Raw genomic sequence first — 20,872 nt, forward strand, 5'->3', positions numbered from 1 at the left:
GCGGCGGCCGTGGTCCGCCGCGCCACCGGACGACTAACTCGTACTGCAGGAGACCGTCGGCCAGGTCCAGGTGCCGTTGGCCTGGATGGTGACGCCCCAGTTGTTGCCGCTGCCGTTGGGCTTGGCCACCAGCACCTGCGAACTCGGATAACTCGCGCTGATGTTCCAGGTCGCGATGATCTTCTCCGGCGACGGAACGTTCATCGTCACCGTCCAGTTACTGGAACCGCTCACCGACACATTCAGGTTGTAACGGTCACTCCACTGCTGACCCGCCGACAGCGTCGCGGTGCACCCACCGGTGCCACCACCACCGCCACCACCGCCGGAGCCGGAGTCGCCCACGGTGATGTTGGAGTTGCCGCTGCTCTGGTAGCCCTCGGTCGCCATGATCATGTAGTTGTAGGCGCCCATGTTCATGCCGTTGCGGGCCCAGGCGTCGAAGTGGTTGCCGGTCGTGATGGTGCCGCCCGTCCGCTTCGACTGCCGGACGCTCCAGTACTGGTTGAAGGTCCTGGTGCCCTCGATGGAGGGGGCGTTGACCCGGGTCGTCTGGTAGATGTCGTACGTGCCGCCGTCCGTGGTGACCGTGCCCTTGTACGTTCCCGTGGGCCGGTAGGTGCCCCAGTTGTCGACGACGTAGTACTCGACGAGCGGGTTGGTCGTCCACCCGTAGAGGGCCAAGTAGGCGTTGCCGGACGGGTTGAAGCTGCCGGAGTAGTTCACGCTCCTGCGCCCGCCGGTGCTCCAGCCCTTGCCGGCGACGAAGTTCCCGGTGTTGCTCCATGAGGTGCTGTAGTTGCCGCCGGACCCCATGTTCATGGAGACGGTGCCCGGGCTGTCGGTCCAGAACGAGTAGTAGTACCCGTTGTTGGTGCCGGTCTGGTTCGAGGTGATGACCGTGTCGGCGCTGGCGGTGCCCGGCAGTGTCATCGCGGCCATGACAACCAGCGCGGCGGCGCAGACACTCCTGATGAACCACGTGAAGCGACCGCGTCTGCGGCCGCTCGCCTGGACGAGCGTGTTCATGTCCGTGCTTCCTCCTCGTGAAGGTGGTGGGGGCGGGCAGCACGACGGGACCTCGCGGAACGGCCGGCTGCCAGGAGGTGACGCAGCGGTGAGAAGTGTTGAGCCGGGCCCGTCGGGTGTCAACAGTTTCGGTTAGAATTTCGAAACGTTCGCTCGGGCCCGGAACCCGACGGAGGCATGTTTTACCTGGTCAGAGGCATAGTCGTCGGAACCGTCCAGACACGCCCGATGAGGTACTGCACCTCTAGATCAACTTCAAAGCCGACACATTCGAAAGTTTCGATGATGTCGGCCTGCTCGCTATGGCCCGTCCCGGTCCTCAGGCGCACCCGCCGGCAGATGACAGGCCGTCAGATGCCGGGCCGCACCGGCCGCGCCGACTCCGCCGACCAGGATCGCGCCCCCGCGCTCCGGGCCGTCCGGGGCGGCCTCCAAGACCCTGGCCCGTACGGCGCCTGACCCGATCTCCACCAGCACGGTGCGCGTCCCGCCGGGGTCGGGGAGGGTGATCTCCAGTGAGGCGTCCGGTTCGGTCCGGGCCACGGCGGCGCACCACACCGCGACCGTGGCCGGGTCCCAGCCGCCGGGCACCTCGACGGGCACGGTGCCGGCCGGGCCCCGCAGCGACAGCCTGCCCGCCGGCCGCGCACCGCGCTCGGCGGCCGCCCGCCACAGCGTGTCCAGGTCCGCCGCGTGCACGGTCCGGCCGACCCGGTCTCCGAGCAGGTATCCCGCGGACAGCCAGGCCCGGACCCGCAGTCCCGATCCGGGCCCCAGGAGCCGTTCGGTCCGCGCCGCGCGGGCAGCCAGGACCGAACGGCCGGGCGGGGCCAGGACGTCCTCCCAGCGTGGTACGGAACGGCCCGCGCCACAGGCTCCGCACATCGCGGCTCCCTCCTGTCAGGGGATCAGGGGCATCAGGGCATGATGTCGCCGCTGTTGGGTCCGAGGGTCTGCCCCACGTAGAGGTTGCCGCCCGGATCACTGGCCAGCAGCACGGCGGTGGGGGCGACCTCCGCCGGGACCCCGAACCGGCCGAGGGGCAGCTCGGCCTGCTTGGCCTTCTTCCAGTCCTCGCTGATCCCCTCCACCAGCGGGGTGAACACCGGGCCCGGAGCGATCGCGTTGACCAGCACCCCGTGCGGGGCGACCTCCCGGGCGAGGGACTTCGTCAGTCCGATGACGCCGGCCTTGGCCGCCGAGTAGTGCACCAGGCCCTCGCCCCCCTTGATGCCCAGCTGGCTGGCGATGTTGACGACCCGTCCGCTGCCGCGGGCGACCATGTGCGGGACCGTCCACCGGCAGCACAGGAACACGCTGCGCAGATCGATCGCGATCATCTCGTCCCAGGTCTCGACGTCCATCTCGACCAGCGGGACCTCGGTAAGGATCCCCGCGGAGTTGACCAGGACGTCGGGCACCCCAAGGGCGGCCACACAGCTCTCCACCATGTGCCGGGTCTGCTCCGCGTCGGCCACGTCGACGACCGCGGTGGCCGTCCTCGTGCCCTGCTGCGCGTAGCGCTCGGCCAGGGCGGCGAGCCGGTCGGCGTCGCGGTCGGCCAGGAAGAGCCGCGCGCCCTCGGCCGCGTAGGCGTCGGCGATCGCCGAGCCGATGCCGCTTGCCGCGCCGGTCACCAGGGCGACCTGATCCTGGAGGACTCCCATGCCGTTCACCTTTCCGAGCTGTTCCGTGTGCTGGCTCCGCCGCGCCGTCACTCCGGCCACCGGACCGTCAGACCGCCGTCCACGACCAGCTCCTGCCCGGTGATGTACGCGGCGTCGTCGCTGGTGAGGAAGCGGATCGCGCGGGCGACCTCGTCAGCGTGGCCCACCCGGCCCGCCGGGATGCTCCGGCCGGCCCGCTCCAGCCCGGCGCGGCCCAGCGAGTTGGCCTCGTCGAGCGACTGCGGGGTCTCGATCAGCCCGGGGATGACGGTGTTGACGCGGATGCCGCGCGGGGCGAGTTCGGTCGCCAGCGACCGGCACAGCCCCAGCACCCCGCTCTTGGCGGCGCCGTAGTGGGCGTGATCGTCCCAGCCGTACACCCCGCCGGCGATGGAGGAGACCGCGACCATGGCACCGGGGCCGGTCATCACCGCGGCGGCGGAGCGGAAGGTGCGCAGCACACCGGTCAGGTCGACCGAGAGCATGTCGTTCCAGGCGTCGTCGTCGAGTTCCGCCAGGGCGGCCCGGCGCAGCACACCGGCACCGGCGACGGCGATGTCCAGCCGCCCGTACGTCTCCATGGCGGTCCGGGCCAGGGCGTCGACCTGCCCGCTGTCCCGGACGTCGACCGCGACCGCGGTGCACTGGCCGCCGGCGGCCTCGACCAGCCGTACGGTCTCCTCCGCGCTGTGCGGGTCCTTGGGGTAGTAGCCGACGACGCTGTCGGCCCCGGCGCGCGCGTACGCCACGGCCAGGGCGCGGCCGATGCCGCTCGCGCCGCCGGTGATGACGGCCGCCTTTCCGGCCAGTCCGTCGTCGCGGGCGGGTGCGGTGTGCTCGTGGGAGGACATGTCCTGCCTTTCGTGGGTTCCCGGTGCGTGGCGGGTGCGGGCCGCCACGCACCGGGATGCGAGGGGACGGGGGTTCGGTGGGACGAGGGCTCAGTGCGCCGCGGCGAGGGAGGCGGGCTCGTCGTCCTCGTCCTGGCTGACCTTGCGGGCGCCGAGCATCAGGACACCGGAGAGGAACATCCCGAGCGCGCCCGCGATGAACGCGGCGGTCGTGGCTCCGGCGCCGAGGCCGATGATCGCGCTGAGCAGGGCCGAGCCGATGATCGCGCCCACGGGGCCCATCACATGGGCGGTGTTGGAGCCGATGCCCCGGACCCGGGCCGGGAACGACTCGCCCATGTAGAAGAGCATCGCCGAGTACGGTCCGTTGAGGAAGAACAGGCCGAGCGCGTACATCGGGATGACGTAGGCGCTGCTGTTGGGTCCGAAGAGCATCGCGGTCATCACGACGCCGCCGATGCTCCAGCCGACGATGATGGTCGTGCGCCGGCCGATCCGGTCGCCGAGGTACCCGTGGAACAGGTAGCCGAGGAATCCGGCGAGGTTGGCCAGGATCAGCACGACCAGCGCGCTGGAGAACGAGACGCCCTTGCCGTCGGTGAGCACGGTGGTGCCCAGCACCGAGAAGACCTGGATGCCCATCCAGTTGAACAGCCACGCGCCGGACAGGCACAGGGTGTGGCGCCGCAGGTCCGGGGCGAAGAGCTGGCGCAGGCCCGACTCGTTGTCGCGGCTGATGTCCAGGTTGTAGAGCTCCGCCAGCCGGGCCGCGTCGGCCTCGCGGCCCTCCTTGCGCAGTTCGCGGGTGCGCTTCAGGGCGACGAAGGAGGGCGACTCGCGGAGCCTGGACCCGGCGACGAGGATGACGACGACCGGGAAGGTGGCCAGCAGGAAGATCCAGCGCCAGCCCATCAGCGGCAGCAGCACGGCGGCGAACGCCGACGCCAGGAGGGCGCCGACCGGCCAGCCGCTCTGCACGAAGCTGAACAGGAAGCCACGCCGCCGGCTCTTTCCGTACATCTCGTTGAGGTAGACGCTGTTGACGACCTCTTCGGAGTAGCCGAGACCGGAGATGGCCCGGACCCCGATCAGCGAGGCGGCGCCGCCGACCAGGGCGGTGAAGCCGGAGGAGAGCGCCGCCCCCGCCGTGGTGACGATCAGGCTCGGCTTGCGCCCCCACCGGTCCAGCATCGGCCCGACCAGCAGCGAGACGACGAAGGTGCCGACCGTGACGCCGGTCGCGATCGCCGTGGCCTGACCGGTGGTCCAGCCGAACGTCTCGGAGATCTTCGGCAGCAGGGTGCCGAAGAGGACGAAGTCGTAGACCGAGAAGACCCAGGCCAGGAAGCAGACCACCGTGGTGGTCATGATGGTGCGCCGGCTCAGGGTGGGCGGGCCCTTGAGGAGGACCTCGTCCGAGGGCGTGCCGGTGCGGGGCCACTCGGTCTCGTGGACTATTCCGGGGTTCTGCGCGGTGGTCATCTGCTGTCGCCCTTCTGACGCGGGTTGCGGGCGGCGAAGTCGTCCGCGATCTGGTCGAAGGTCACCCAGCGGACGCCTTCGTGGGAGTTGATGTGGTCGATCAGCCGCTCCAGCATCAGCAGCACCTGCGGGCGGCCGGCCACGTCGGGGTGGATGGTCATGGTGAAGGCGGCGTGGTCCATCTCCCGGTGCACCCAGTCGAACTGGTCGCGCCACATCTGCTCGATGTCACGGGGGTTGACGAAGCCGTGGCTGTTCGGGCTGGCCTTGATGAACATCATCGGAGGCAGGTCGTCGAGGTACCAGTTCGCCGGGATCTCGATGAGGTCCGTCTCCCGCCCGCGTACCAGCGGCTTCATCCAGGTCTCGGCCGGCCGGCTGTAGTCGATCTTCGTCCAGGAGTCGCCGACCCGCACGTAGTACGGCTCGAAGTCCCGGTGCATCAGCGAGTGGTCGTACTTGATCCCCCGTTCGAGGAGCAGTTCGTTGGTGACCGGGCTGAACTCCCACCAGGGAGCCACATAACCGGTCGGGCGGCGGCCGGAGCGGGTCTCGATCAGTTCGATGCAGCGGTCCAGGACCGCCGACTCCTGCTCGCGGCTCATGGCGATCGGGTTCTCGTGGCTGTAACCGTGCACGCCGATCTCGTGGCCGGCGGCGACACAGGCGTCGAACTCCTCCGGGAAGGTCTCGACGGAGTGGCCGGGCCAGAAGAACGTCTGGGTCAGGCCGCGGCGCCGGAACAGCTCCAGCAGGCGCGGCACGCCGACCTCGCCCGCGAACAGCCCGCGGGAGATGTCGTCGGGCGAGTCCTCGCCCCCGTAGGAGCCGAGCCATCCGCCGACGGCGTCTACATCCACACCGAAGCCGACGAGGATTTCCTTGGTCATCGACATCTCCTTGTTCTTGATGGTCTTGATGCTCTTGATGCTCTTGATGGGGTTGCTGTGGGTGGGCTCTTGAGGGGGTTGGTCGCAGTGGGGGATCGGGAGGATCGGGAGGGGTCAGGAAGTCGGGACGGGTAAGGGAGCCGGGAAGTCAGGCGGTCAGGATCCGGTGTCGGACGACGGGTCCCGTCCGGCGAGCCAGGCGCGGACGAGTGCGTCCGGTGACCGGCCGGGTACGGCGCTCGCGGCGGCCAGCAGCAGCCGGGCCTGCCAGGGGCTGAGGTCGCCGGCGAAGATCGCGCCGACCCGTTGCAGTTCGGCGCCGCCGCCCGCGTAGAGGGGTTCGACCGGGCCGGAATGCACCCGTGAGCAGATGAGTACGGGGTGGCCCGCCGCCACGGCCTCGGCGACCGCCTCCACCAGCTCCGGTCCGGCGTTGCCCGCGCCGACCGCCGCCACCACGACCCCCGCCGCGCCCGCGGCAAGGCTCGCCCGGACGAACAGCCCGTCGGCGCCGGGGTAGGCCGGCACCACGTCCACCCGGGGCAGCCGGGGCAGGTCGAGGTCGAGGGGCAGCCGCGGGCTGGGTCTCGGCTGCCACAGAGGGACCACGCGCCGGCCCACCACGCGGAGCGCCGGTCCGCGCCCGGGCGCGGTGAAGGCGTGCGCCGACATGGTGTCGCTCTTGCGGACCCCGCGGGCGGGGAAGGCGAAGCCGTCGAAGACCAGCAGCGGGCCGTGCCCGCGGGCGGCGTCGTCGGCGGCCACGGTGAGGGCGTCGCCCAGGTTGCCCGGGCCGTCGGCGGCGCGGTCGTCGAACGGGCGCTGCGCGCCGGTCAGCACGATCGGCCGCGGATCGTCGAACGCCAGGTCGAGCAGGAAGGCGGTCTCCTCCATGGTGTCGGTGCCGTGGGTCATCACCACCCCGTCGGCGCCGTCGCGCAGTGTGCCGCGCACCTCGCGGGCCAGCGACAGCAGGTCGGCGGTGTCGAAGGCGTAGCTGCCCCGGGTGACCACGTCCCGCACGCTCACCTCCGCGCCGTCCGGCAGCGGACCCACCGACGCGACCAGTTCTTCCGCGAGCACGGTCGCCCGGCGGCCCTCCGCCCCGGACCGGCTCGCGATGGTGCCGCCGGTTGCCACGACCTGGATACGACGCATGGACCCTCTCTCCGCAATCGATTGCGGAGAGGCTATGCAAACGATTGCGTCGGGTCAATGGGTGGCCGCACACTTGTCTGGCCGGACGGTTCGGGGATGTGCGAAGCTCAAGGGCGCTACGCGGAGGCGCCCGCGGGTTCCGACAGGAGTCCGGCGGAACCCGAACCCCGCCAAGCACCGAGAACCGCTGAGCAGCACTGAGCAGCACCGAGACGAAACGAGAAGAGGGACAGCGAGCGTGGATCGCCAGGGAGCGCGGGCGGGGGCCGGCACACACACCGGTCGCACCCCGGTCACACTCGCCCAGATAGCCCGGCAGGCGGGGGTCCACGTCTCCACGGTGTCCCGGGCGCTGAGCCCGGACGAGAGCGTACGGGGCGGGGTGGCCACCGAGACCGCCACACTGATCCGAGCGCTCGCCGAGGAACTCGGCTACCAGCGGGACCCGGCCGGGGCGGCACTGCGCACCGGCCGTTCCCGGATGCTGGGCGTGCTCGTCCCGAGGCTGACCGACATCGTGCTCGCCACGATCTACGAGGGCATCGACGCGGCCGCGGCGGCCGCCGGCTACCACACGGTGGTCGCCAACACCGCCGACGACCCGGAGCTGCAACGGCGCCGGGCCGACGCGCTGCTGGCCCGGCGCGTCGACGGCCTGGTGCTCGGCGACGCCCGTTCCGACTCCGACCTCGTCGCCGAACTGGCCCGCCAGCACATCCCCTTGGTGCTGGTCTCGCGCCGGCTGCCGGGCCGGATCTCGGTGACCACCGACGACGTCCTCGGCGGCCGGCTGGCCGCGGAGCACCTGCTGGAACTCGGCCACCGGCGGGTCGCTGTGGTGGCCGGGGAGCCCTACGCCAGCACCGGCGCGGAGCGCACCCAGGGCTTCCTCGACGCGTGCGCCGAGGCGGGCCTGCCGGTGCCCGAGAGCCACGTCGTGCGGTCCCGCTTCGACGTGCCCGGCGGCCGGGCGGCGGCCGAGCGGCTGCTGGCCCTGCGGCCGCGGCCCACCGCCGTCTTCGCGGTCAACGACTTCGCGGCGATCGGCGTGATGGCGGCGGTTCGGGACACGGGCCTCACGGTGGGCCGGGACGTGGCGATCGTGGGCTACAACGACGTCCCGCTGGCGGCGGCCCTGCCGGTGTCCCTGACCTCCGTGAGCTCCCCGATGTACCGGATGGGGGAAGTGGCGGCGACGACGCTGGTCAACATGCTGAACGGCAAGCCGGGCCGCTCCCGACGGCTGCGTCCCGCCCTAGTGGCCCGCGCCTCGACCCTCGGCGGCACCCCGCTCACCCCGGAGGGCTGACGCGGCGGGAGGCCCCGTCTCGGGGACGGGCCCCCGGCCCGCGACCGCGCTCCCCCGCGGTCGCAGCACTCCCGCCGTCACGGCCGCGACGGCGCAGCAGGCCACGGGGAGGAAGAAGGTCAGGTTCAGCGGGACCAGGCGGGTGAGCCAGCCGATGACGGCAGGTCCCGCGAGCATGCCGAGGTAGCCGAGTCCGGCGACCTTGGAGACGTTGGCGCCGGCGGCATCGGCGTCGGCGTGCCCCGCGGCGCTGAAGAGCTGGGGAACGCAGCCGGAGAGCCCGGCGCCGAAGAGCGCCCAGCCGGCCAGGGCGAGCGGAATCCACGGGGACAGGGCGGCCGCCGTCATGCCGGCAGCGGCGACCGAGGCGCCGTGACGCAGAATCGCGGCGGGGCCGAAGCGGGCCGAGAGGCGGTCGGCGAGCAGGCGGCCGATGGTCATCGTCGCGGCGAACGCGCCGTAGGCGAAGGCCGCCGTGCTGTCGGCGGCGCCGAGGACGGTCCGCAGGTGCAGCACGCTCCAGTCGTTGGCGACCCCCTCGCACAGCATGACCATCAGCGCGAGGACGGCCAGGATCCAGATACGGGTACGGGCCGGGGCCGCCCGCCCGGCCGGCCCGTCGGACCCGGTCCCGGCATCCGCGGCCGGTCCCGCGGCGGTGGGCAGCAGACCCGGGGCGGCGCACACGGAGACCACCACTCCCAGGACGGCCGCCGTGCCGAGCGTCGCCGCCGGGGTCCAGCCCGCGCTCGCGACGGCGGCACCCGCGAGGGCGGCCAGCACGCCGCCGACGGAGAACGTGGCGTGGAACGCGGACATCACCGGGCGTCCGTACGCCTTCTCGACCTGGACGGCGTGGGCGTTCATACTCACGTCCAGGCAGCCGTTGCCGAACCCGAGCACGATCAGGGCTCCGGCGAGCATCCACGGCTTCGAGGCCAGTCCGGGCAGCACGAGAGCGGCACTGCACAGGACACCGGCGGCGGGCACGACGATCCGGGTGCCGAGGCGGTCGGCGACCGGGCCGGCCAGCTGCATCCCCACGAAGGCGCCCGCCCCGAGCAGCAGCAGGAAGCCGCCCAGGACGGCGTGGCTGACGCCGACGCGGTGCTCGATGGGCGGGATCTGCACGATCCACATCCCCAGCAGGGTCCCGTTGAGGATGAAGTACGTGAAGGTCGCCAGACGCGCCGCGCGAAGTGATCGCTCCATGGAGCGAACGTATCGAACATGAATGGTGTTTGGAAAGCGCCTCTTCTCACAGTGTTCCTGTTCGTCGGCGCATGGTGTTCAATCGCCGCATGGGGAACACGGGCCGTCTGAGGCGGATCACGGACGCGGTGCGCGAGGCGGGAAGCCTCGGCGTCGGCCAGTTGGCCGAACTCACCGGAGCCTCGGAGATGACCATCCGCCGCGACCTGGAGGCCCTGGCCGCCCAAGGCGTACTGGAACGCTTCCGGGGCGGCGCCCGGTCCCTGCTGCTGCGCGGCGAGGAGCCACCCTTCCCCCTGCGCGCGCAGGAGGGCACACGGGCCAAGCAGCGCATCGCCGCGGACGCGGCCGCGCTGATCGCCGACGGGGAGACGGTCGTCCTCGACAGCGGCACCACCTGCCTGGAAGTGGCCAGGGCGCTGCGCGGCCGGCGGGTGACCGTGATGCCGCTGTCCCTCCAGGCCGTCGACGCGCTGGCCGACAGTCCCGGGCAGACCACCCTCCTCGTGCCCGGCGGCCGGCCCCGTCCGGGCGAGGGAGCCCTCACCGGCCCCCTGACCCTGGCTTCGCTGGCGGCCCTGCGCTTCGACACCGCCGTCATCGGCTGCTGTGGGCTGACCGCACAACAGGGCCTGACCGCCTACGACTTGGACGACGCGGCGGTGAAACGGGCCGCGATCGACTCCGCCCGGCGCGTGCTCGCCGTGGCCGACGGCACCAAACTGTCCCGTACGGCGCACGCCTTCGTCGCACCGGTCTCGCGGCTGCACACCCTCGTCACCGACGATTCCGCGCCACCCGGCGAGGTCGAGACGATCCGCGCCGCGGGCACGATCGTCAACACCGCGCGGTGGGAGTGAAGTTGACCATCCGAATCACTCTCGTCGCGCCCGCGACGAGCCCGTCGCTGCGGCAGGCCCGGTTCGACGACGGCGACTCGATCGACGACGGCGGGGCGGCCAGGGCCCGTTCGGCGGCCGGATCGCTGCCCGCGGCCGCCCGCGTGCTCCTGTCCCCGAGCGCACGCTGCCGGGAGACGGCGTCGGCGCTCGGCCTCGACGGCGTGGCGGTACGGGAGTTGGCCGGTCTGGACGCGGGCCGCTGGAGGGGCCGGACCCTGGAGGAGGTGATGGCCACCGAGCCGGAGGCGGTGGGCCGCTGGCTCGCCGACCCCGACTGCGCACCGCACGGCGGGGAGTCGGTGCGGGACGCGTGCGAGCGGGTCGGGCACTGGCTGGACAGCGCGCGGGACACCGACGGCCGTACGCTCGCGGTGGTCGAGCCGGAGGTCGTACGGGCCGCGGTCGTCCATGTGCTGGGCGTGCCCGCGACCGGTTTCTGGCGGCTGGACGTACCGCCTTTGACGGCAACGGAGTTCAGCGGTCGGGCCGGCCGCTGGAATCTGCGGCTCGGACAGCCGCTGGCGGCGGCGTCCTGACGAACGCGACAGGGCCCCCGGACGGATCCGAAGGGCCCTGTCGTGTGCCGAAGGGTTCAGTGCGCGGCCGGCACCGCCTGCCCGGACGCGGCGGTCGCGGGGCTGGGGTTCAGCAACCGCTGGGCCAACTCGCCGAAGAGCAGCCCGAATCCGCCCCACAGGACGGTCTGCATGGCCAGGGCGGAGAGCCTGAACCGCCACAGCAGGGTGGCCGGGAAGTCCGCCGGAACCTCGTTGACGACCGGCAGGAAGGCGTAGGCCAGCCCGATCACCACGGCGAAGGCGGCCACCGCGGCCACCGTCGCGTACCACGTGCCCAGCGTGGGCGCGAGGCGCTTGCCCAGGATCGTGGCGGCGATCGCGAGGAGGATGCTGAGCAGCATCATCAGGAAGTACAGGGTCGTGCGCTTGCCGATGGTGTCTTCCTGGCCGACCGCGGGCGGGTTGGCCGGGTACTTCAGGAACGGCACGACGTACACGGCCAGCAGCGCGCAGCCGGACAGCAGCAGCGCGGTCGCCCGCGGGGAGAAGCGGCCCACGCGGCCCAGCGCGAAGCAGAAGGCGAGCGCGGCGATACCGCCGAAGGCGACCCCGTAGACGAGGACGCCGGTGGCGAGACCGGCGGTGGACTGCAGGGAACGGGAGACGACTTCCACCTCGTCATGAGAGTGGGAGTGGGAGTGCGCCTCCTCGAGGCCGATCGCCTTGTCGACGAACGGCTCCCCGAGGAAGTAGGCGGCGACCAGGGCGAGCACACCGGCGGCAAGGCCGGCGAGCATGCCCCGCACCAGAAGGTTTCTTACCGTTGCGGAGTTCATGAGCGTGCGGCGTCCCTCGCCTCAGTGGCAGGGGAAGCCGAGCAGGTGGCGGGCGTCGTGCACCCACTCGTGGACGTCCGTGCCGCTGAACACGGAGGTGGCGCCCTGCTCGGCGCCGACGAAGTAGAGCAGGACCAGCATGAGAACGCCGAAGAAGACCGCCCAGGGAGCTATCGCCTTCAGCGGCAGCGTGGCGGGAACGGCGGGGGTGGCGGTCGGCTGAGCGACGGTCTGCGCCATGGCAGAACCTCCTCTGGGAGTTCGCGTCCCATCTCGGTGGTGCACAGGACGACAGCCGCGGGTCTGACTCACGAACATCCCTGGGGCGTTCGCATACAGTGGCGCGACCGTGCCGGATTCCCACCGGCTTCCGTCGTGCCGTCGTCGATATCGGACAGACGGTATCGCGTGCCGGGGGCCCGGCCAAGACCGCGACCACGGACGTGATCTTCTCCACCAGCCGTACTCCGCGGAACTTGCGGAGGCTCCTTTTCGACCCTGAAGCGTCAGCCTCAGCCCTGGAGCGTCAACGCCGTGTAGGCGGCCTCCGCGCGGCGGGAGCCCGGAGTGTCCGGCGGGGCGTTGCCGAGGAAGCCGTGCGTGGTGCCGTCGAAGTGGATCCGCCCCTGGGACAGGACGGTGATGCGGTCCGCGTCGTCGGCCGCCCCTCCCAGACTCTGCTGCCGCGATGGCCCGACAGGGCGCTCCGGTGCTGTGGCAAGATGCGCTGGCAGGCTCTGACCAGCTCAGACCGGTGGGACGGCGCACGCTGCTGCCCCGCCGTCCGGCGCACCCACAGGCACTCCGCCCGCCGCGCCACTCGATCCGCACGCACCACCCCGGAGGGACGAGCCCCGTGCTCACGTCGTACGCCGCCCACTTCGACACACCAGCCGGGTACCTGGACTTCGCACGTTTCGGACCGCCCTCCCGGGACGCCGTCACCGCCACCGCGCGCGCCCTGGAGGCGTCCGCCCGCGCCGACCACACCACCGTGGACACCCTGATGCGCGCGGAGGAGACCGCGCGGGACACGGCCGCCCGTCTCGCCGGCACCGACGCCCGGCACACGGTGCTCCTCCCGAACGCGTCCACCGGACTGTTCCACGCCGCACTCGGCATCCGAGAGGGCGTGGTCGTCGCGCCACGCACCGACTTCCCCGCCAACCACTACCCGTGGCGCCGCTCCGCGGACCTGGGCCGGGCCACTCCGCGCTGGATCGACCCCGCGCCCGGCTCCGGAGTCACCCCCGACCTGGTCCGCGCCGCGCTGACCGACGACGTCGTGGCCGTGTCGGTCAGCGCCGTGGACTTCCGCACCGGGTTCCGTGCCGACCTGGCGGCGCTGCGCGAGGCGATCGGGCCCGACCGGCTGCTGATCGTGGACGCCATTCAGGCGTTCGGTGTCGCCTCGCTGTCCTGGGACGCCGCCGACGTGGTGGTCGCGGGCGGCCAGAAATGGCTGCGCGCCGGATGGTCGACCGGCTTCGCCTCGCTGTCCGACCGCGCTCTGGAATCCCTGGAGCCGGTCCTCACCGGCTGGACGGGCGTCGAGGAGGTCGGCCTCTTCGACGGAGCCGAGCACCCGCCCGCCCCGGACGCACGACGGTGGTCGATCACCAATCTGAGTCCGGTGACGGCCGCCGCGTTCGCGGCCGCGCTGGACCTCGTCGAGCGGCACACCGTCGCCGCCATCGAAGCCGCGATCGCCGTACGGATCGCCGAACTCACCGAGGTCGTCGAAACGTGCGGCGGCCGCGTCCTCTCCCCCGTCGACCCGGCGCGGCGCGCGGGCATCCTCTCCTTCACCCTGCCGGACCACGATCCGTCCCTCGTCGCCAAGGCACTGCACGCCGAAGGCGTCACCGCGACCGTGCGCACCGACTCGCTCAGGCTCTCCCCGCACGCCTCGACCCCGCCGGAGGCAGCCGAACGGGTCGCCACCGCACTGTCGTCCCTGGAGAGTTGAACCCGCGAGTCGGCGACACGTCGAACCCGCGGACCGGCGATCTCCTTTCCGTCAGGCGGGAGCGGGCTCGGGCTCTGCCTCACCGGTGAGCCGCCCGGCACGGGCGAGCGCCCCGACCGAGGCGGCGCACACGAGTCCGGTGGCGGTCAGGGCCGTCCAGGTCATCCAGAGGGCATGGTGCCGCTGGGCGAAGTCCCACAGCGCGCCGGTGACCAGGTTGCCCAGGGTGATGCCCAGGCCGGAGACGGTGTTGTAGAGCCCGTAGTAGGTCGCGACCAGGCGGTTGCCCGACAGGGCGACGACGGTGTCCATCTCGAACGGGTAGACCACGGCGGAACCCACCGCGAGCAGGACCACCGCGGCCACCAGCGAGACCAGCGCGGCCCCCGAGGAGCCGCGCGGGGCGAGCGCGAGCGGCAGGAAGGCCAGCCCCATCACGGCCAGTCCCCGAACCAGCGCCTGGCTGGGTTGCCACCGCTGCTTGGCCCAGCCGGTCAGGCGCAGTTGGCCGACGACGGCCACCGCGGCGGAGACGATGAAGAGCCCGCTGGTGACCGCCGTGCCGTTCGCCCCCAGGGCGTCCGCCGCCGCCAGCGGAAGGGCCAGGTACACCTGGAAGGTGAGCACGTAGGAGCCGATCATGGCGGTGGCGAAGAGCAGGAAGGGGCGGTTGGACACGACCGTCCGCCACTGCGCGAGCACGCTCTCCCGCCGGGCCGTGTCCGCCGTGTGGCCGCGCCGGGCGGGCAGGGCGCGCCACTGCAGCACGGTGAGGACGGCGAAGATGCCGGCGGCGGTCGTGCACACGAGGCGGAAGTCGGCGGCGAGCAGGGCGAGCCCGACGAGTGGGCCGAGCAGCATGCCGGCCTGGTAGAAGACGTTGAAGGCGGCGAAGGCGTCCACACGCCGTTCGCCCGCCTCGACGGCGAGGTAGGCGCGGACGGCGGGGTTGAACAGGGCGCCGGCGAAGCCGGTGGCGGCGGAGGCGGCGATCAGGGCGGGGAGGTTGTCGACCCAGCCGAGCAGGCCGAAGCCGGCGGTGCGCAGCAGGCAGCCGGCCATGATGGGGGTTTTGTAGCCGAGGCGGTCGGCGAGCGTGCCGCCGATGAGGAACATGCCCTGCTGGGAGAAGTTGCGCACGCCCAGCACGAGCCCGACGGCCCAGGCGGCGAGGCCGAGCCCGTTGGACAGATGGGCGGCGAGGTAGGGCATGAGCATGAAGAAGGCGAGGTTGATGGCGAACTGGTTGGCCATCAGCAGCCGTGCGGCGGGCGGGAAGGAGCGGGTCTGCCGCCACAGGCCCTTCATCGCCCGGCCCTCGCGAGTTCCGGCGCACCGCCGCCGACGGCGAGCGGGTCGACGACACGGGTGCAGCGGGTCCAGCGGGACACGGTCCGTTCGCCCGGATCACCGATCTCTTCCGGGTCGTCGGCGGGCAGGTGGCCGAGGAGGCCGTGCTCCCGGCAGTACGCGTCGTCGAAGACGGTGCCGACATAGCGTTGCGGGCCGTCGGGGAAGACCGCGACGATCCGTTCCTCGGCGGGCAGGGTGCGGGCCAGCCAGCGGGCGACGAGAGCGACGGCGCCGACGCTCCAGCCGCCGGTGGCGTAGTGGTCGCGGGCCAGGAGGCGCGCCGCCCACACCGCCTCGGGGGCGGCGACCCAGTGGACCTCGTCGAACAGGTCGTAGGCGACGTTGCGGGGGTGGATGCTGGAGCCGAGTCCGCGCATCAGGCGGGGCGCGGCGGGCTGCCCGAAGATCGTCGAGCCGGTGGTGTCCACCCCGGCCACGCGCAGCGCCGGGAAGAAGCCGCGCAGTACGGAGCCGATGCCGGCGGAGTGACCGCCGGTGCCGACGGAGACGACGAGAGTGTCGATGCGGCCGAGCTGGGCGACGAGTTCGTGGGCGAGCGGGGCGTAGGCGGCGACGTTGTCAGGGTTGTCGTACTGGTCGGGGCACCAAGCGTCCGGGTGGGCGGCGAGCAGTTCCCCGACCCGGTGGCGGCGGGCCTCCTGCCAGCCGCCGACCGGGTGCGGGGTGGTGACGACGTCGACTTCGGAGCCGTACGCCGTGAGCAGGCCGGTCATCAGTGGTTCGATCGCCGGGTCGGTGACGACGGTGACGGGGTGTCCGAAGGTGGCGCCCGCGAGGGCCAGCCCGAGACCGAGGGTGCCGGAGGTCGACTCCACGATCCGGGCGCCGGGCAGCAGCCGCCCGCGTTCACGGGCGGCTCGGACCATGTGCAGGGCGGTGCGGTCCTTGATGCCGCCGGGGTTGTGGCCTTCGAGCTTGGCCCAGAAGCCGCGCCCGGCGGCGGTGAAGGGCTCGCCGATCCACAGCACGGGGGTGTCGCCGACCAGTCCGGCCGGTGTGCGCAGGGGGCGTTTGGCGTCGGCCAGGAGCTGGGCCGGGCAGACGGGGACGGAGGTGCGGATGGGATGGTCCATGGCGTGCTTCTCCTGCGGCCGGGGCCGTGAACGGCCGCCGGTCGTGTGGGGGCGGGAAGAGGGCGGGGCCGATCGGCTGCCGTTTCCTCGCGTCAGGGACGGGGCTCGGCAGCGGGGCCGATCAGGTCCGCCACACGCCGATGAGGGCTCGCGCGTGCCCGGGCGAGGTGCCGCCGGGCTCGGGAGCGGCTGCGGGGGGCCGCGCCGGGAGCGGCGCTGCCGGGGTGCGGTCGGCGGGCAGGGCGGCGTGGACCGCGGGGTGGGTCGGGGAGACGTCGCGTGAGAGCTGCGCCGTCGGCTCGTCCCCGTCCCAGCAGTGGACGCCGCTGTCGTGTGCGGGGGCCGAGGTCCGGACGTCCGCCCGGTGCTGCTCGTACGGTGCCGGCCCGCAGGCGACGGAGACGACGAACGGGGTGTCGGCCCGTGCCGCGCGGGTCGGTGTCGGGCCGTGGGCGCAGGCCAGTACGTGCACGAGCGCGGCCAGCAACAGCACGAGCACCGCTCCGGTCCGTGACGCGGAGCGGCGGCGTCGTAAGGTCGACCCGGCCAGCATGAACACAAACAGTAGTCGGTCGCGTACGTAAAGTTCTTGTCAGGGGTCGGCAAAGCGTGAGCGCCGCCCGGCCGGAACCACTGTCCCGGCCGGGCGGCGGCTCACCCTGAAGCTCACCTGGTGCGACTTACCTGATGCGGCTCACCGCTCGGCCCCGGCGCCCCGCCGGGCGAGCATGTCGTCCATCAGGTCCAGCTCCGCCCGCTGCCCGTCGACCATGGTCTGGGCGAGCCGCTTGAGCCTGGCGTCGCCGGCTCCCTTCACGGCGGCGCGCGCCATGTCGACGCCGCCCTTGTGATGGGCGGTCATCAGCCGCAGGTACAGCACCTCGGCGTCCTTGCCGTCGGCCGTGCGCAACTGGTCGAGCTGCGTGTTGGTGGCCATGCCCGGCATGAGGGAGCCGTCCTTCGCCTCATGCGCCGCGCCGTGACCCATCCACGTCATCGGCGCCTCGCCGGTGGTCTTGCTCAGCCCCCAGCTCTCCAGCCGGCCGAGCAGCATGCCGCGCTGGTTGGCCTGCGTGTTGATGACGTCGTACGCGAGGGTGCGCACGTCCTCGTCACCCGTGCGGTCGCGCACGATGAACGACATCTCCACCGCCTGCTGGTGGTGCACGGCCATATCCCGGGCGAACCCGGCCTCGGCGGAGCCGTTCCCGGGCGTGGAGGCGTTCACCGCACCCTCCGTCGTGCGCCACCACACGACGAGAACGGGCCACCAGTACCAGCACGGCACCCGTGGCGATCAGGACGGGGAGGCGGCGGATTACGGTGCCGTTCATGCGGACTTGCCTCCCGTGCAGGCGGCACCCGGCTCGGGGGTCTGCTCACCCTGGACGTACTTGTCGAAGAACTGCTGCACCCGCGGATCCGAGGCCGATTCGACGTCCAGTTGCTTGCCCCAGGCGGACAGCGTGATCGGCGAGGACTGGCCGGCGTACGGGCTCATCAGCGTGTACGGGGTCCGCTGCACCCGCTCCGTCAGCGCACTGACCTCCTTCGCCGCCGCCTTGTCGTTGTACGTGACCCAGACCGCGCCGTGTTCGAGGGAGTGGACGGCGTGGGTCTCGTCGATCCTCCGGTCGTAGACGTCGCCGTTGCAGTTCATCCAGACGGGGTTGTGGTCGCCGCCGACCGCCGGGGACATCGTGTACTCGACCGGGGTGGTGACGTGGTCGCGGCCCAGGTCCCCGAAGGACTTCTCCCCCTTGACCGGGGCGGCGGCCACCGTCTCCCTGGCCTCGTCCTTCTTCCGGGCGTCCTGGACGAAATACCATCCGCCGCCGATGGCCCCGGCGACGATGACGCCGGTGCAGGTCCAGGTGATGATCCGGTTGCGGCGCTCGCGCGCCGCGTCGGCGCGGCGCATCTCCTCTATCCTCGCGCGGGCGGCGCGCTGTTCCTTGGCTCGGGAAGATCCCATGGCATGTCCTTGTCCTCACCGCGCGTCAGAGGGCTGCGGTGGTCCGGTGAAAGCGGGTGACGGCCTGCGCGTCCGGGAATACGCGAGTACGCACGTACGGGAGTTCGCGGAAGGCAGGCCCGGGAAGGCTCGGTGGCACGGCCATGCCCGGCCGTGCGCGTGCTCTTCCTAGGTCCGCTGCACCTGAAGTTGATGGATGCCGGGAGTGTGGACGAGGACGCCGGGTTCTCCACGGGCGGCGGCCGAGTCCGGCGTCCAGACCGCGGCGGTGATGCTCCCGGCCGGGGGTGAGGGCACCGCCACCGGGGAGGCGAGGCTCGCGACGGCCCCGCCCGCCGCGCGGCAGTGCGTGTCTCCGGGACCGTCGTCCGTGTCGAAGCACACGTGAGCGGCACTGTCCGGGGCCGTCACTGCCGTGCTCGTGTGCGCCACGGGCGCGGCCGGGACGGAGAACACCTCGTGGGCGGCGTGGGTACACACGGGAAGCACCCACATCAGAACGGCGACCAAAGCGGCCCAGCGCAGCGCGAGAACCGAGGCCGCACGCCGTGCCGCGCCTCGAAAGCCCCGGTGCCGATCGCTCATCGCACAGATCGTAGCCAAGCCCCGCAGAACGAACGGCGCCAGGGCCGGGGAGAGCGGGGAGAGCACCTGGTGCGTGGCCGGCGTCAACGCCCGGGCTGTGCATTCGATGACAGGGCGCACTCGGCCCATACCGTCTTGCCGGGACCGAGGCGGTCCCGTAGACCCCAGTTGACGGCGAGCGCGTCCACGAGGACCAGGCCACGGCCCCCACTCTCGTCCGGGCCGGGAGCCATGCGCACCGGCAGGGCGGGGTGGGTGTCGGTCACCTCGACCCGGACGACGTCCCGGCCCTCCTCGAAGAACAGGGCGAGGGCGAAGTCCCGTCCGGGGACACGGCCGTGGAGAACGGCGTTCGCAGCGAGTTCGGCAACGACGAGGACGACGCTGTCGTGCGCCTCGGTCCCTCGGGGATGTCCCCACTCGGTGAGTTGGTGCGAGGCAAGCATCCGGGCGAGGCGGGCACCGCGCCGGGTGGCGGAGAAACGCTGCGTGAACGTGCGCATGGGTGTGGTGGATTGGCGGTTCAGGGCTGGCATGCGGGTCAGCTTGCAGGCAGTTGACGGGCTGTCGGCAGGTCCGTCGCCGATACAGATCACGTTGTACCGGTTCACGCACTGGACTGGGTCGGTCGCTGTGCGTGAGCATTGATCGGTCTGGCGTGGCGCAGCGCGGACGGCGAACAGTACGGCACGGGTACGGCCCGGCGGCACAGCGGAAGGCGGCTGCGATGACGACGGACAACGGTGGCGGAGTGGGCGGGGGCTGCGAGCCGGAACTCTCCGACAGCCTGAAGACCTTCGGCGCGGTCCTCAAAGCCCTGCGGGAGGAAACCGGCCTGACACAGGAGCAGTTCGCTCCGCTGGTGCGCTACTCGCCCGCGTACATCGCCAAGATCGAGCAGGGAAAACGCTTCCCGCCGAAGGATCTGCTGAAGCGGTCGGAGGAGGTCCTGGGCGCGGTCGCGGCACGGGTGCTGGGCGCTGCGGCGAAGAGCCTGACGCGGAAGGCGGGGCTGGCGTCCTGGTTCCGGCAGTGGGCGGGGATCGAGGAGGAGGCGATCTCGCTGTACGCGTACGAGTGTCGGGCCATTCCGGGGTTGTTGCAGCCCGAGCCGTACATCCGCGCAATCTTCGAGCGGCGGCTGCCGCCTCTGTCCGAGGATCAGATCGAACACCAGGTCATGGCACGACTCGAGCGGCAACAACTCCTGACCGACAGGCCGAACACAGCCTTCAGCTTCGTCATTGAACAAGCTCTGCTTGAGCGGCAGATGGGTGGGCCAGAGGTCGCGCGACAACTGTTGGATCACCTGCTGGAGCAAGGTGCTCGAAGGAACGTTGAGATCCAGGTGATGCCCCTGCGCCAGTACGATCACGCGGGGATCGACGGCCTGATGTATCTCGCGGAGACCCCTCAACACGAGTGGGTGGGCTACTCCGAAGGCCAGCAGTCGAGCATTCTGATCACATCGCCGAAAGATGTCAGCGCTATGCTCCAGCGCTATGGCAAGCTGCGTTCACAGGCTCTCGGCCGTGAAGCCACCGTAAGCTTGCTGAAGCAGATGCGAGGAGCACCATGAAGACCACTGAACTGGCCTGGTTCAAGAGCAGTTACAGCGGCAGCTCCGGCGACAACTGCATCGAGGTCGCCATGCGCCCCGAGACCGTTCTCGTCCGGGACTCGAAGGACACGGACAGGCAGGCACTGGCCGTCTCCCCCGACGCCTGGACGGCGTTCACAACGCTGGCGACCGACTCGCACCTCTGAGCTTCCGGTGGGGCAGCGCCCGCCGCTGCCCCACCATCCTGCGTATGCGGTCGCCACCAGGTCGTCGCCGGTCCGCCAGCTCCCGCAGCCTCTCCCAGCGCCACAGGTGGGTCTCAGTCACGGCATCAGCGTGCGCCGCGCCTGATGAGGGAACATGGAGATTCTGGAGAGCAGAATCAGGGGGCGTGCCATGGACAAGCCGCTGAAGACACCGCCGCCGTACCCGATCGCCAGCGTGGACCACGCGCTGCGGGCGGCGACCATCCTGCAGATGG

General features: G+C 71.7%; 23 protein-coding genes and 1 riboswitch. Of the genes, 6 read left to right on the forward strand and 17 right to left on the reverse strand.

The genetic code is table 11. The features are described 5' to 3' along the window. Positions 1-33 precede the first annotated feature (33 nt). The 7 genes from ABZ818_RS38430 to ABZ818_RS38460 form a co-directional block, all read right to left on the reverse strand. Positions 34-1,029 carry a glycoside hydrolase family 11 protein gene (locus ABZ818_RS38430; RefSeq protein ID WP_361425650.1) on the reverse strand — a complete coding sequence of 332 codons (996 nt, stop codon included), beginning with the start codon at positions 1,027-1,029 and terminating at the stop codon, positions 34-36. A gap of 300 nt (positions 1,030-1,329) precedes the next feature. Then, the gene (locus ABZ818_RS38435; protein ID WP_361425653.1) at positions 1,330-1,914 is read right to left on the reverse strand and encodes a hypothetical protein; all 585 of its coding nucleotides are present in this window, start codon (positions 1,912-1,914) and stop codon (positions 1,330-1,332) included. Between the two features lie 32 nt (positions 1,915-1,946). Beyond that, a complete protein-coding gene (locus ABZ818_RS38440; RefSeq protein ID WP_361425656.1) occupies positions 1,947-2,696 on the reverse strand; it encodes an SDR family NAD(P)-dependent oxidoreductase in 750 nt (249 codons plus the stop codon). Positions 2,697-2,743: 47 nt separating this feature from the next. After that, entirely contained in the window at positions 2,744-3,547 is an 804-nt protein-coding gene (locus ABZ818_RS38445; RefSeq protein ID WP_361425659.1) for an SDR family oxidoreductase, read from the reverse strand. A 90-nt stretch (positions 3,548-3,637) separates the two neighbouring features. Continuing rightward, on the reverse strand, positions 3,638-5,029 hold the full coding sequence (locus ABZ818_RS38450) for an MFS transporter (RefSeq protein WP_361425662.1): 1,392 nt from the start codon (positions 5,027-5,029) through the stop codon (positions 3,638-3,640). Further along, positions 5,026-5,919 (reverse strand): polysaccharide deacetylase, encoded by an 894-nt coding sequence (locus ABZ818_RS38455; protein ID WP_361425665.1) that lies wholly within the window; start codon positions 5,917-5,919, stop codon positions 5,026-5,028. The genes ABZ818_RS38450 and ABZ818_RS38455 overlap by 4 nt, the downstream gene beginning before the upstream one ends. Positions 5,920-6,075: 156 nt before the next feature. Further along, the gene (locus ABZ818_RS38460) at positions 6,076-7,077 is read right to left on the reverse strand and encodes an asparaginase (RefSeq protein WP_361425668.1); all 1,002 of its coding nucleotides are present in this window, start codon (positions 7,075-7,077) and stop codon (positions 6,076-6,078) included. A 238-nt stretch (positions 7,078-7,315) separates the two neighbouring features. On the opposite strand from ABZ818_RS38460, the gene ABZ818_RS38465 reads away from it, so the two are divergent. Next, a complete protein-coding gene (locus tag ABZ818_RS38465; RefSeq protein WP_361425671.1) occupies positions 7,316-8,386 on the forward strand; it encodes a substrate-binding domain-containing protein in 1,071 nt (356 codons plus the stop codon). On the opposite strand, the gene ABZ818_RS38470 is transcribed toward ABZ818_RS38465, so the two are convergent. Beyond that, positions 8,333-9,598 carry an MFS transporter gene (locus tag ABZ818_RS38470; protein WP_361425674.1) on the reverse strand — a complete coding sequence of 422 codons (1,266 nt, stop codon included), beginning with the start codon at positions 9,596-9,598 and terminating at the stop codon, positions 8,333-8,335. The genes ABZ818_RS38465 and ABZ818_RS38470 overlap by 54 nt on opposite strands. 89 nt (positions 9,599-9,687) lie before the next feature. Between ABZ818_RS38470 and ABZ818_RS38475 the strand changes: the two genes are divergently transcribed. Further along, positions 9,688-10,458, forward strand: a complete 771-nt coding sequence (locus tag ABZ818_RS38475; protein ID WP_361425677.1) for a DeoR/GlpR family DNA-binding transcription regulator — start codon at positions 9,688-9,690, stop codon at positions 10,456-10,458. Between the two features lie 2 nt (positions 10,459-10,460). Beyond that, positions 10,461-11,036 carry a histidine phosphatase family protein gene (locus ABZ818_RS38480; protein ID WP_361425680.1) on the forward strand — a complete coding sequence of 192 codons (576 nt, stop codon included), beginning with the start codon at positions 10,461-10,463 and terminating at the stop codon, positions 11,034-11,036. Positions 11,037-11,092: 56 nt separating this feature from the next. On the opposite strand, the gene ABZ818_RS38485 is transcribed toward ABZ818_RS38480, so the two are convergent. Together ABZ818_RS38485 and ABZ818_RS38490 are read right to left on the reverse strand one after the other, a co-directional pair. Continuing rightward, positions 11,093-11,854 carry a CbtA family protein gene (locus ABZ818_RS38485; protein WP_361425683.1) on the reverse strand — a complete coding sequence of 254 codons (762 nt, stop codon included), beginning with the start codon at positions 11,852-11,854 and terminating at the stop codon, positions 11,093-11,095. Positions 11,855-11,875: 21 nt separating this feature from the next. Beyond that, positions 11,876-12,094 carry a CbtB-domain containing protein gene (locus tag ABZ818_RS38490; RefSeq protein ID WP_141357464.1) on the reverse strand — a complete coding sequence of 73 codons (219 nt, stop codon included), beginning with the start codon at positions 12,092-12,094 and terminating at the stop codon, positions 11,876-11,878. A gap of 38 nt (positions 12,095-12,132) precedes the next feature. Then, positions 12,133-12,269: riboswitch (cobalamin riboswitch) on the reverse strand. Between the two features lie 441 nt (positions 12,270-12,710). On the opposite strand from ABZ818_RS38490, the gene ABZ818_RS38495 reads away from it, so the two are divergent. Next, a complete protein-coding gene (locus tag ABZ818_RS38495) occupies positions 12,711-13,823 on the forward strand; it encodes an aminotransferase class V-fold PLP-dependent enzyme (RefSeq protein ID WP_361425686.1) in 1,113 nt (370 codons plus the stop codon). 51 nt (positions 13,824-13,874) lie between these two features. Here ABZ818_RS38495 and ABZ818_RS38500 read toward each other — a convergent pair whose 3' ends face one another. The 7 genes from ABZ818_RS38500 to ABZ818_RS38530 all read right to left on the reverse strand — a co-directional run bounded on the left by ABZ818_RS38500 (position 13,875) and on the right by ABZ818_RS38530 (position 19,366). Continuing rightward, positions 13,875-15,131 carry an MFS transporter gene (locus tag ABZ818_RS38500; RefSeq protein ID WP_361425689.1) on the reverse strand — a complete coding sequence of 419 codons (1,257 nt, stop codon included), beginning with the start codon at positions 15,129-15,131 and terminating at the stop codon, positions 13,875-13,877. Continuing rightward, the gene (locus ABZ818_RS38505) at positions 15,128-16,270 is read right to left on the reverse strand and encodes a PLP-dependent cysteine synthase family protein (RefSeq protein WP_361425692.1); all 1,143 of its coding nucleotides are present in this window, start codon (positions 16,268-16,270) and stop codon (positions 15,128-15,130) included. Before ABZ818_RS38505 ends, ABZ818_RS38500 begins: the two co-directional genes overlap by 4 nt. A gap of 121 nt (positions 16,271-16,391) precedes the next feature. Beyond that, positions 16,392-16,769 carry a hypothetical protein gene (locus ABZ818_RS38510; protein ID WP_361425695.1) on the reverse strand — a complete coding sequence of 126 codons (378 nt, stop codon included), beginning with the start codon at positions 16,767-16,769 and terminating at the stop codon, positions 16,392-16,394. Between the two features lie 195 nt (positions 16,770-16,964). Further along, positions 16,965-17,498, reverse strand: coding sequence for a DUF305 domain-containing protein (locus ABZ818_RS38515; protein ID WP_361425698.1), 534 nt, complete (start codon positions 17,496-17,498; stop codon positions 16,965-16,967). Between the two features lie 102 nt (positions 17,499-17,600). Next, complete coding sequence (locus ABZ818_RS38520; protein ID WP_361425701.1) at positions 17,601-18,245, reverse strand: DUF3105 domain-containing protein; 645 nt, start codon at positions 18,243-18,245, stop codon at positions 17,601-17,603. 168 nt (positions 18,246-18,413) lie between these two features. After that, positions 18,414-18,830, reverse strand: coding sequence for a hypothetical protein (locus ABZ818_RS38525; RefSeq protein ID WP_361425704.1), 417 nt, complete (start codon positions 18,828-18,830; stop codon positions 18,414-18,416). An 83-nt stretch (positions 18,831-18,913) separates the two neighbouring features. Continuing rightward, positions 18,914-19,366, reverse strand: a complete 453-nt coding sequence (locus ABZ818_RS38530; RefSeq protein WP_361425707.1) for an ATP-binding protein — start codon at positions 19,364-19,366, stop codon at positions 18,914-18,916. A gap of 191 nt (positions 19,367-19,557) precedes the next feature. Between ABZ818_RS38530 and ABZ818_RS38535 the strand changes: the two genes are divergently transcribed. Then, positions 19,558-20,409 carry a helix-turn-helix transcriptional regulator gene (locus ABZ818_RS38535; protein ID WP_361425710.1) on the forward strand — a complete coding sequence of 284 codons (852 nt, stop codon included), beginning with the start codon at positions 19,558-19,560 and terminating at the stop codon, positions 20,407-20,409. Further along, positions 20,406-20,597: a DUF397 domain-containing protein gene (locus ABZ818_RS38540; RefSeq protein ID WP_361425713.1), complete on the forward strand. Its 192-nt coding sequence runs from the start codon at positions 20,406-20,408 to the stop codon at positions 20,595-20,597. Before ABZ818_RS38535 ends, ABZ818_RS38540 begins: the two co-directional genes overlap by 4 nt. The last annotated feature ends 275 nt before the right edge of the window (positions 20,598-20,872 follow it).

This window comes from Streptomyces sp. NPDC047453, from assembly GCF_040643155.1.
GTDB lineage: Bacteria > Actinomycetota > Actinomycetes > Streptomycetales > Streptomycetaceae > Streptomyces.

Bases quoted from the DNA above. Each gene is read 5' to 3' on its own strand.
- ABZ818_RS38430 (WP_361425650.1), bottom strand. From the start codon at position 1,029: ATGAACACGCTCGTCCAGGCGAGCGGCCGCAGACGCGGTCGCTTCACG.
- ABZ818_RS38435 (WP_361425653.1), bottom strand. From the start codon at position 1,914: ATGTGCGGAGCCTGTGGCGCGGGCCGTTCCGTACCACGCTGGGAGGAC.
- ABZ818_RS38440 (WP_361425656.1), bottom strand. From the start codon at position 2,696: ATGGGAGTCCTCCAGGATCAGGTCGCCCTGGTGACCGGCGCGGCAAGC.
- ABZ818_RS38445 (WP_361425659.1), bottom strand. From the start codon at position 3,547: ATGTCCTCCCACGAGCACACCGCACCCGCCCGCGACGACGGACTGGCC.
- ABZ818_RS38450 (WP_361425662.1), bottom strand. From the start codon at position 5,029: ATGACCACCGCGCAGAACCCCGGAATAGTCCACGAGACCGAGTGGCCC.
- ABZ818_RS38455 (WP_361425665.1), bottom strand. From the start codon at position 5,919: ATGACCAAGGAAATCCTCGTCGGCTTCGGTGTGGATGTAGACGCCGTC.
- ABZ818_RS38460 (WP_361425668.1), bottom strand. From the start codon at position 7,077: ATGCGTCGTATCCAGGTCGTGGCAACCGGCGGCACCATCGCGAGCCGG.
- ABZ818_RS38470 (WP_361425674.1), bottom strand. From the start codon at position 9,598: ATGGAGCGATCACTTCGCGCGGCGCGTCTGGCGACCTTCACGTACTTC.
- ABZ818_RS38475 (WP_361425677.1), top strand. From the start codon at position 9,688: ATGGGGAACACGGGCCGTCTGAGGCGGATCACGGACGCGGTGCGCGAG.
- ABZ818_RS38485 (WP_361425683.1), bottom strand. From the start codon at position 11,854: ATGAACTCCGCAACGGTAAGAAACCTTCTGGTGCGGGGCATGCTCGCC.
- ABZ818_RS38490 (WP_141357464.1), bottom strand. From the start codon at position 12,094: ATGGCGCAGACCGTCGCTCAGCCGACCGCCACCCCCGCCGTTCCCGCC.
- ABZ818_RS38500 (WP_361425689.1), bottom strand. From the start codon at position 15,131: ATGAAGGGCCTGTGGCGGCAGACCCGCTCCTTCCCGCCCGCCGCACGG.
- ABZ818_RS38505 (WP_361425692.1), bottom strand. From the start codon at position 16,270: ATGGACCATCCCATCCGCACCTCCGTCCCCGTCTGCCCGGCCCAGCTC.
- ABZ818_RS38520 (WP_361425701.1), bottom strand. From the start codon at position 18,245: ATGGGATCTTCCCGAGCCAAGGAACAGCGCGCCGCCCGCGCGAGGATA.
- ABZ818_RS38525 (WP_361425704.1), bottom strand. From the start codon at position 18,830: ATGAGCGATCGGCACCGGGGCTTTCGAGGCGCGGCACGGCGTGCGGCC.
- ABZ818_RS38530 (WP_361425707.1), bottom strand. From the start codon at position 19,366: ATGCCAGCCCTGAACCGCCAATCCACCACACCCATGCGCACGTTCACG.
- ABZ818_RS38535 (WP_361425710.1), top strand. From the start codon at position 19,558: ATGACGACGGACAACGGTGGCGGAGTGGGCGGGGGCTGCGAGCCGGAA.
- ABZ818_RS38540 (WP_361425713.1), top strand. From the start codon at position 20,406: ATGAAGACCACTGAACTGGCCTGGTTCAAGAGCAGTTACAGCGGCAGC.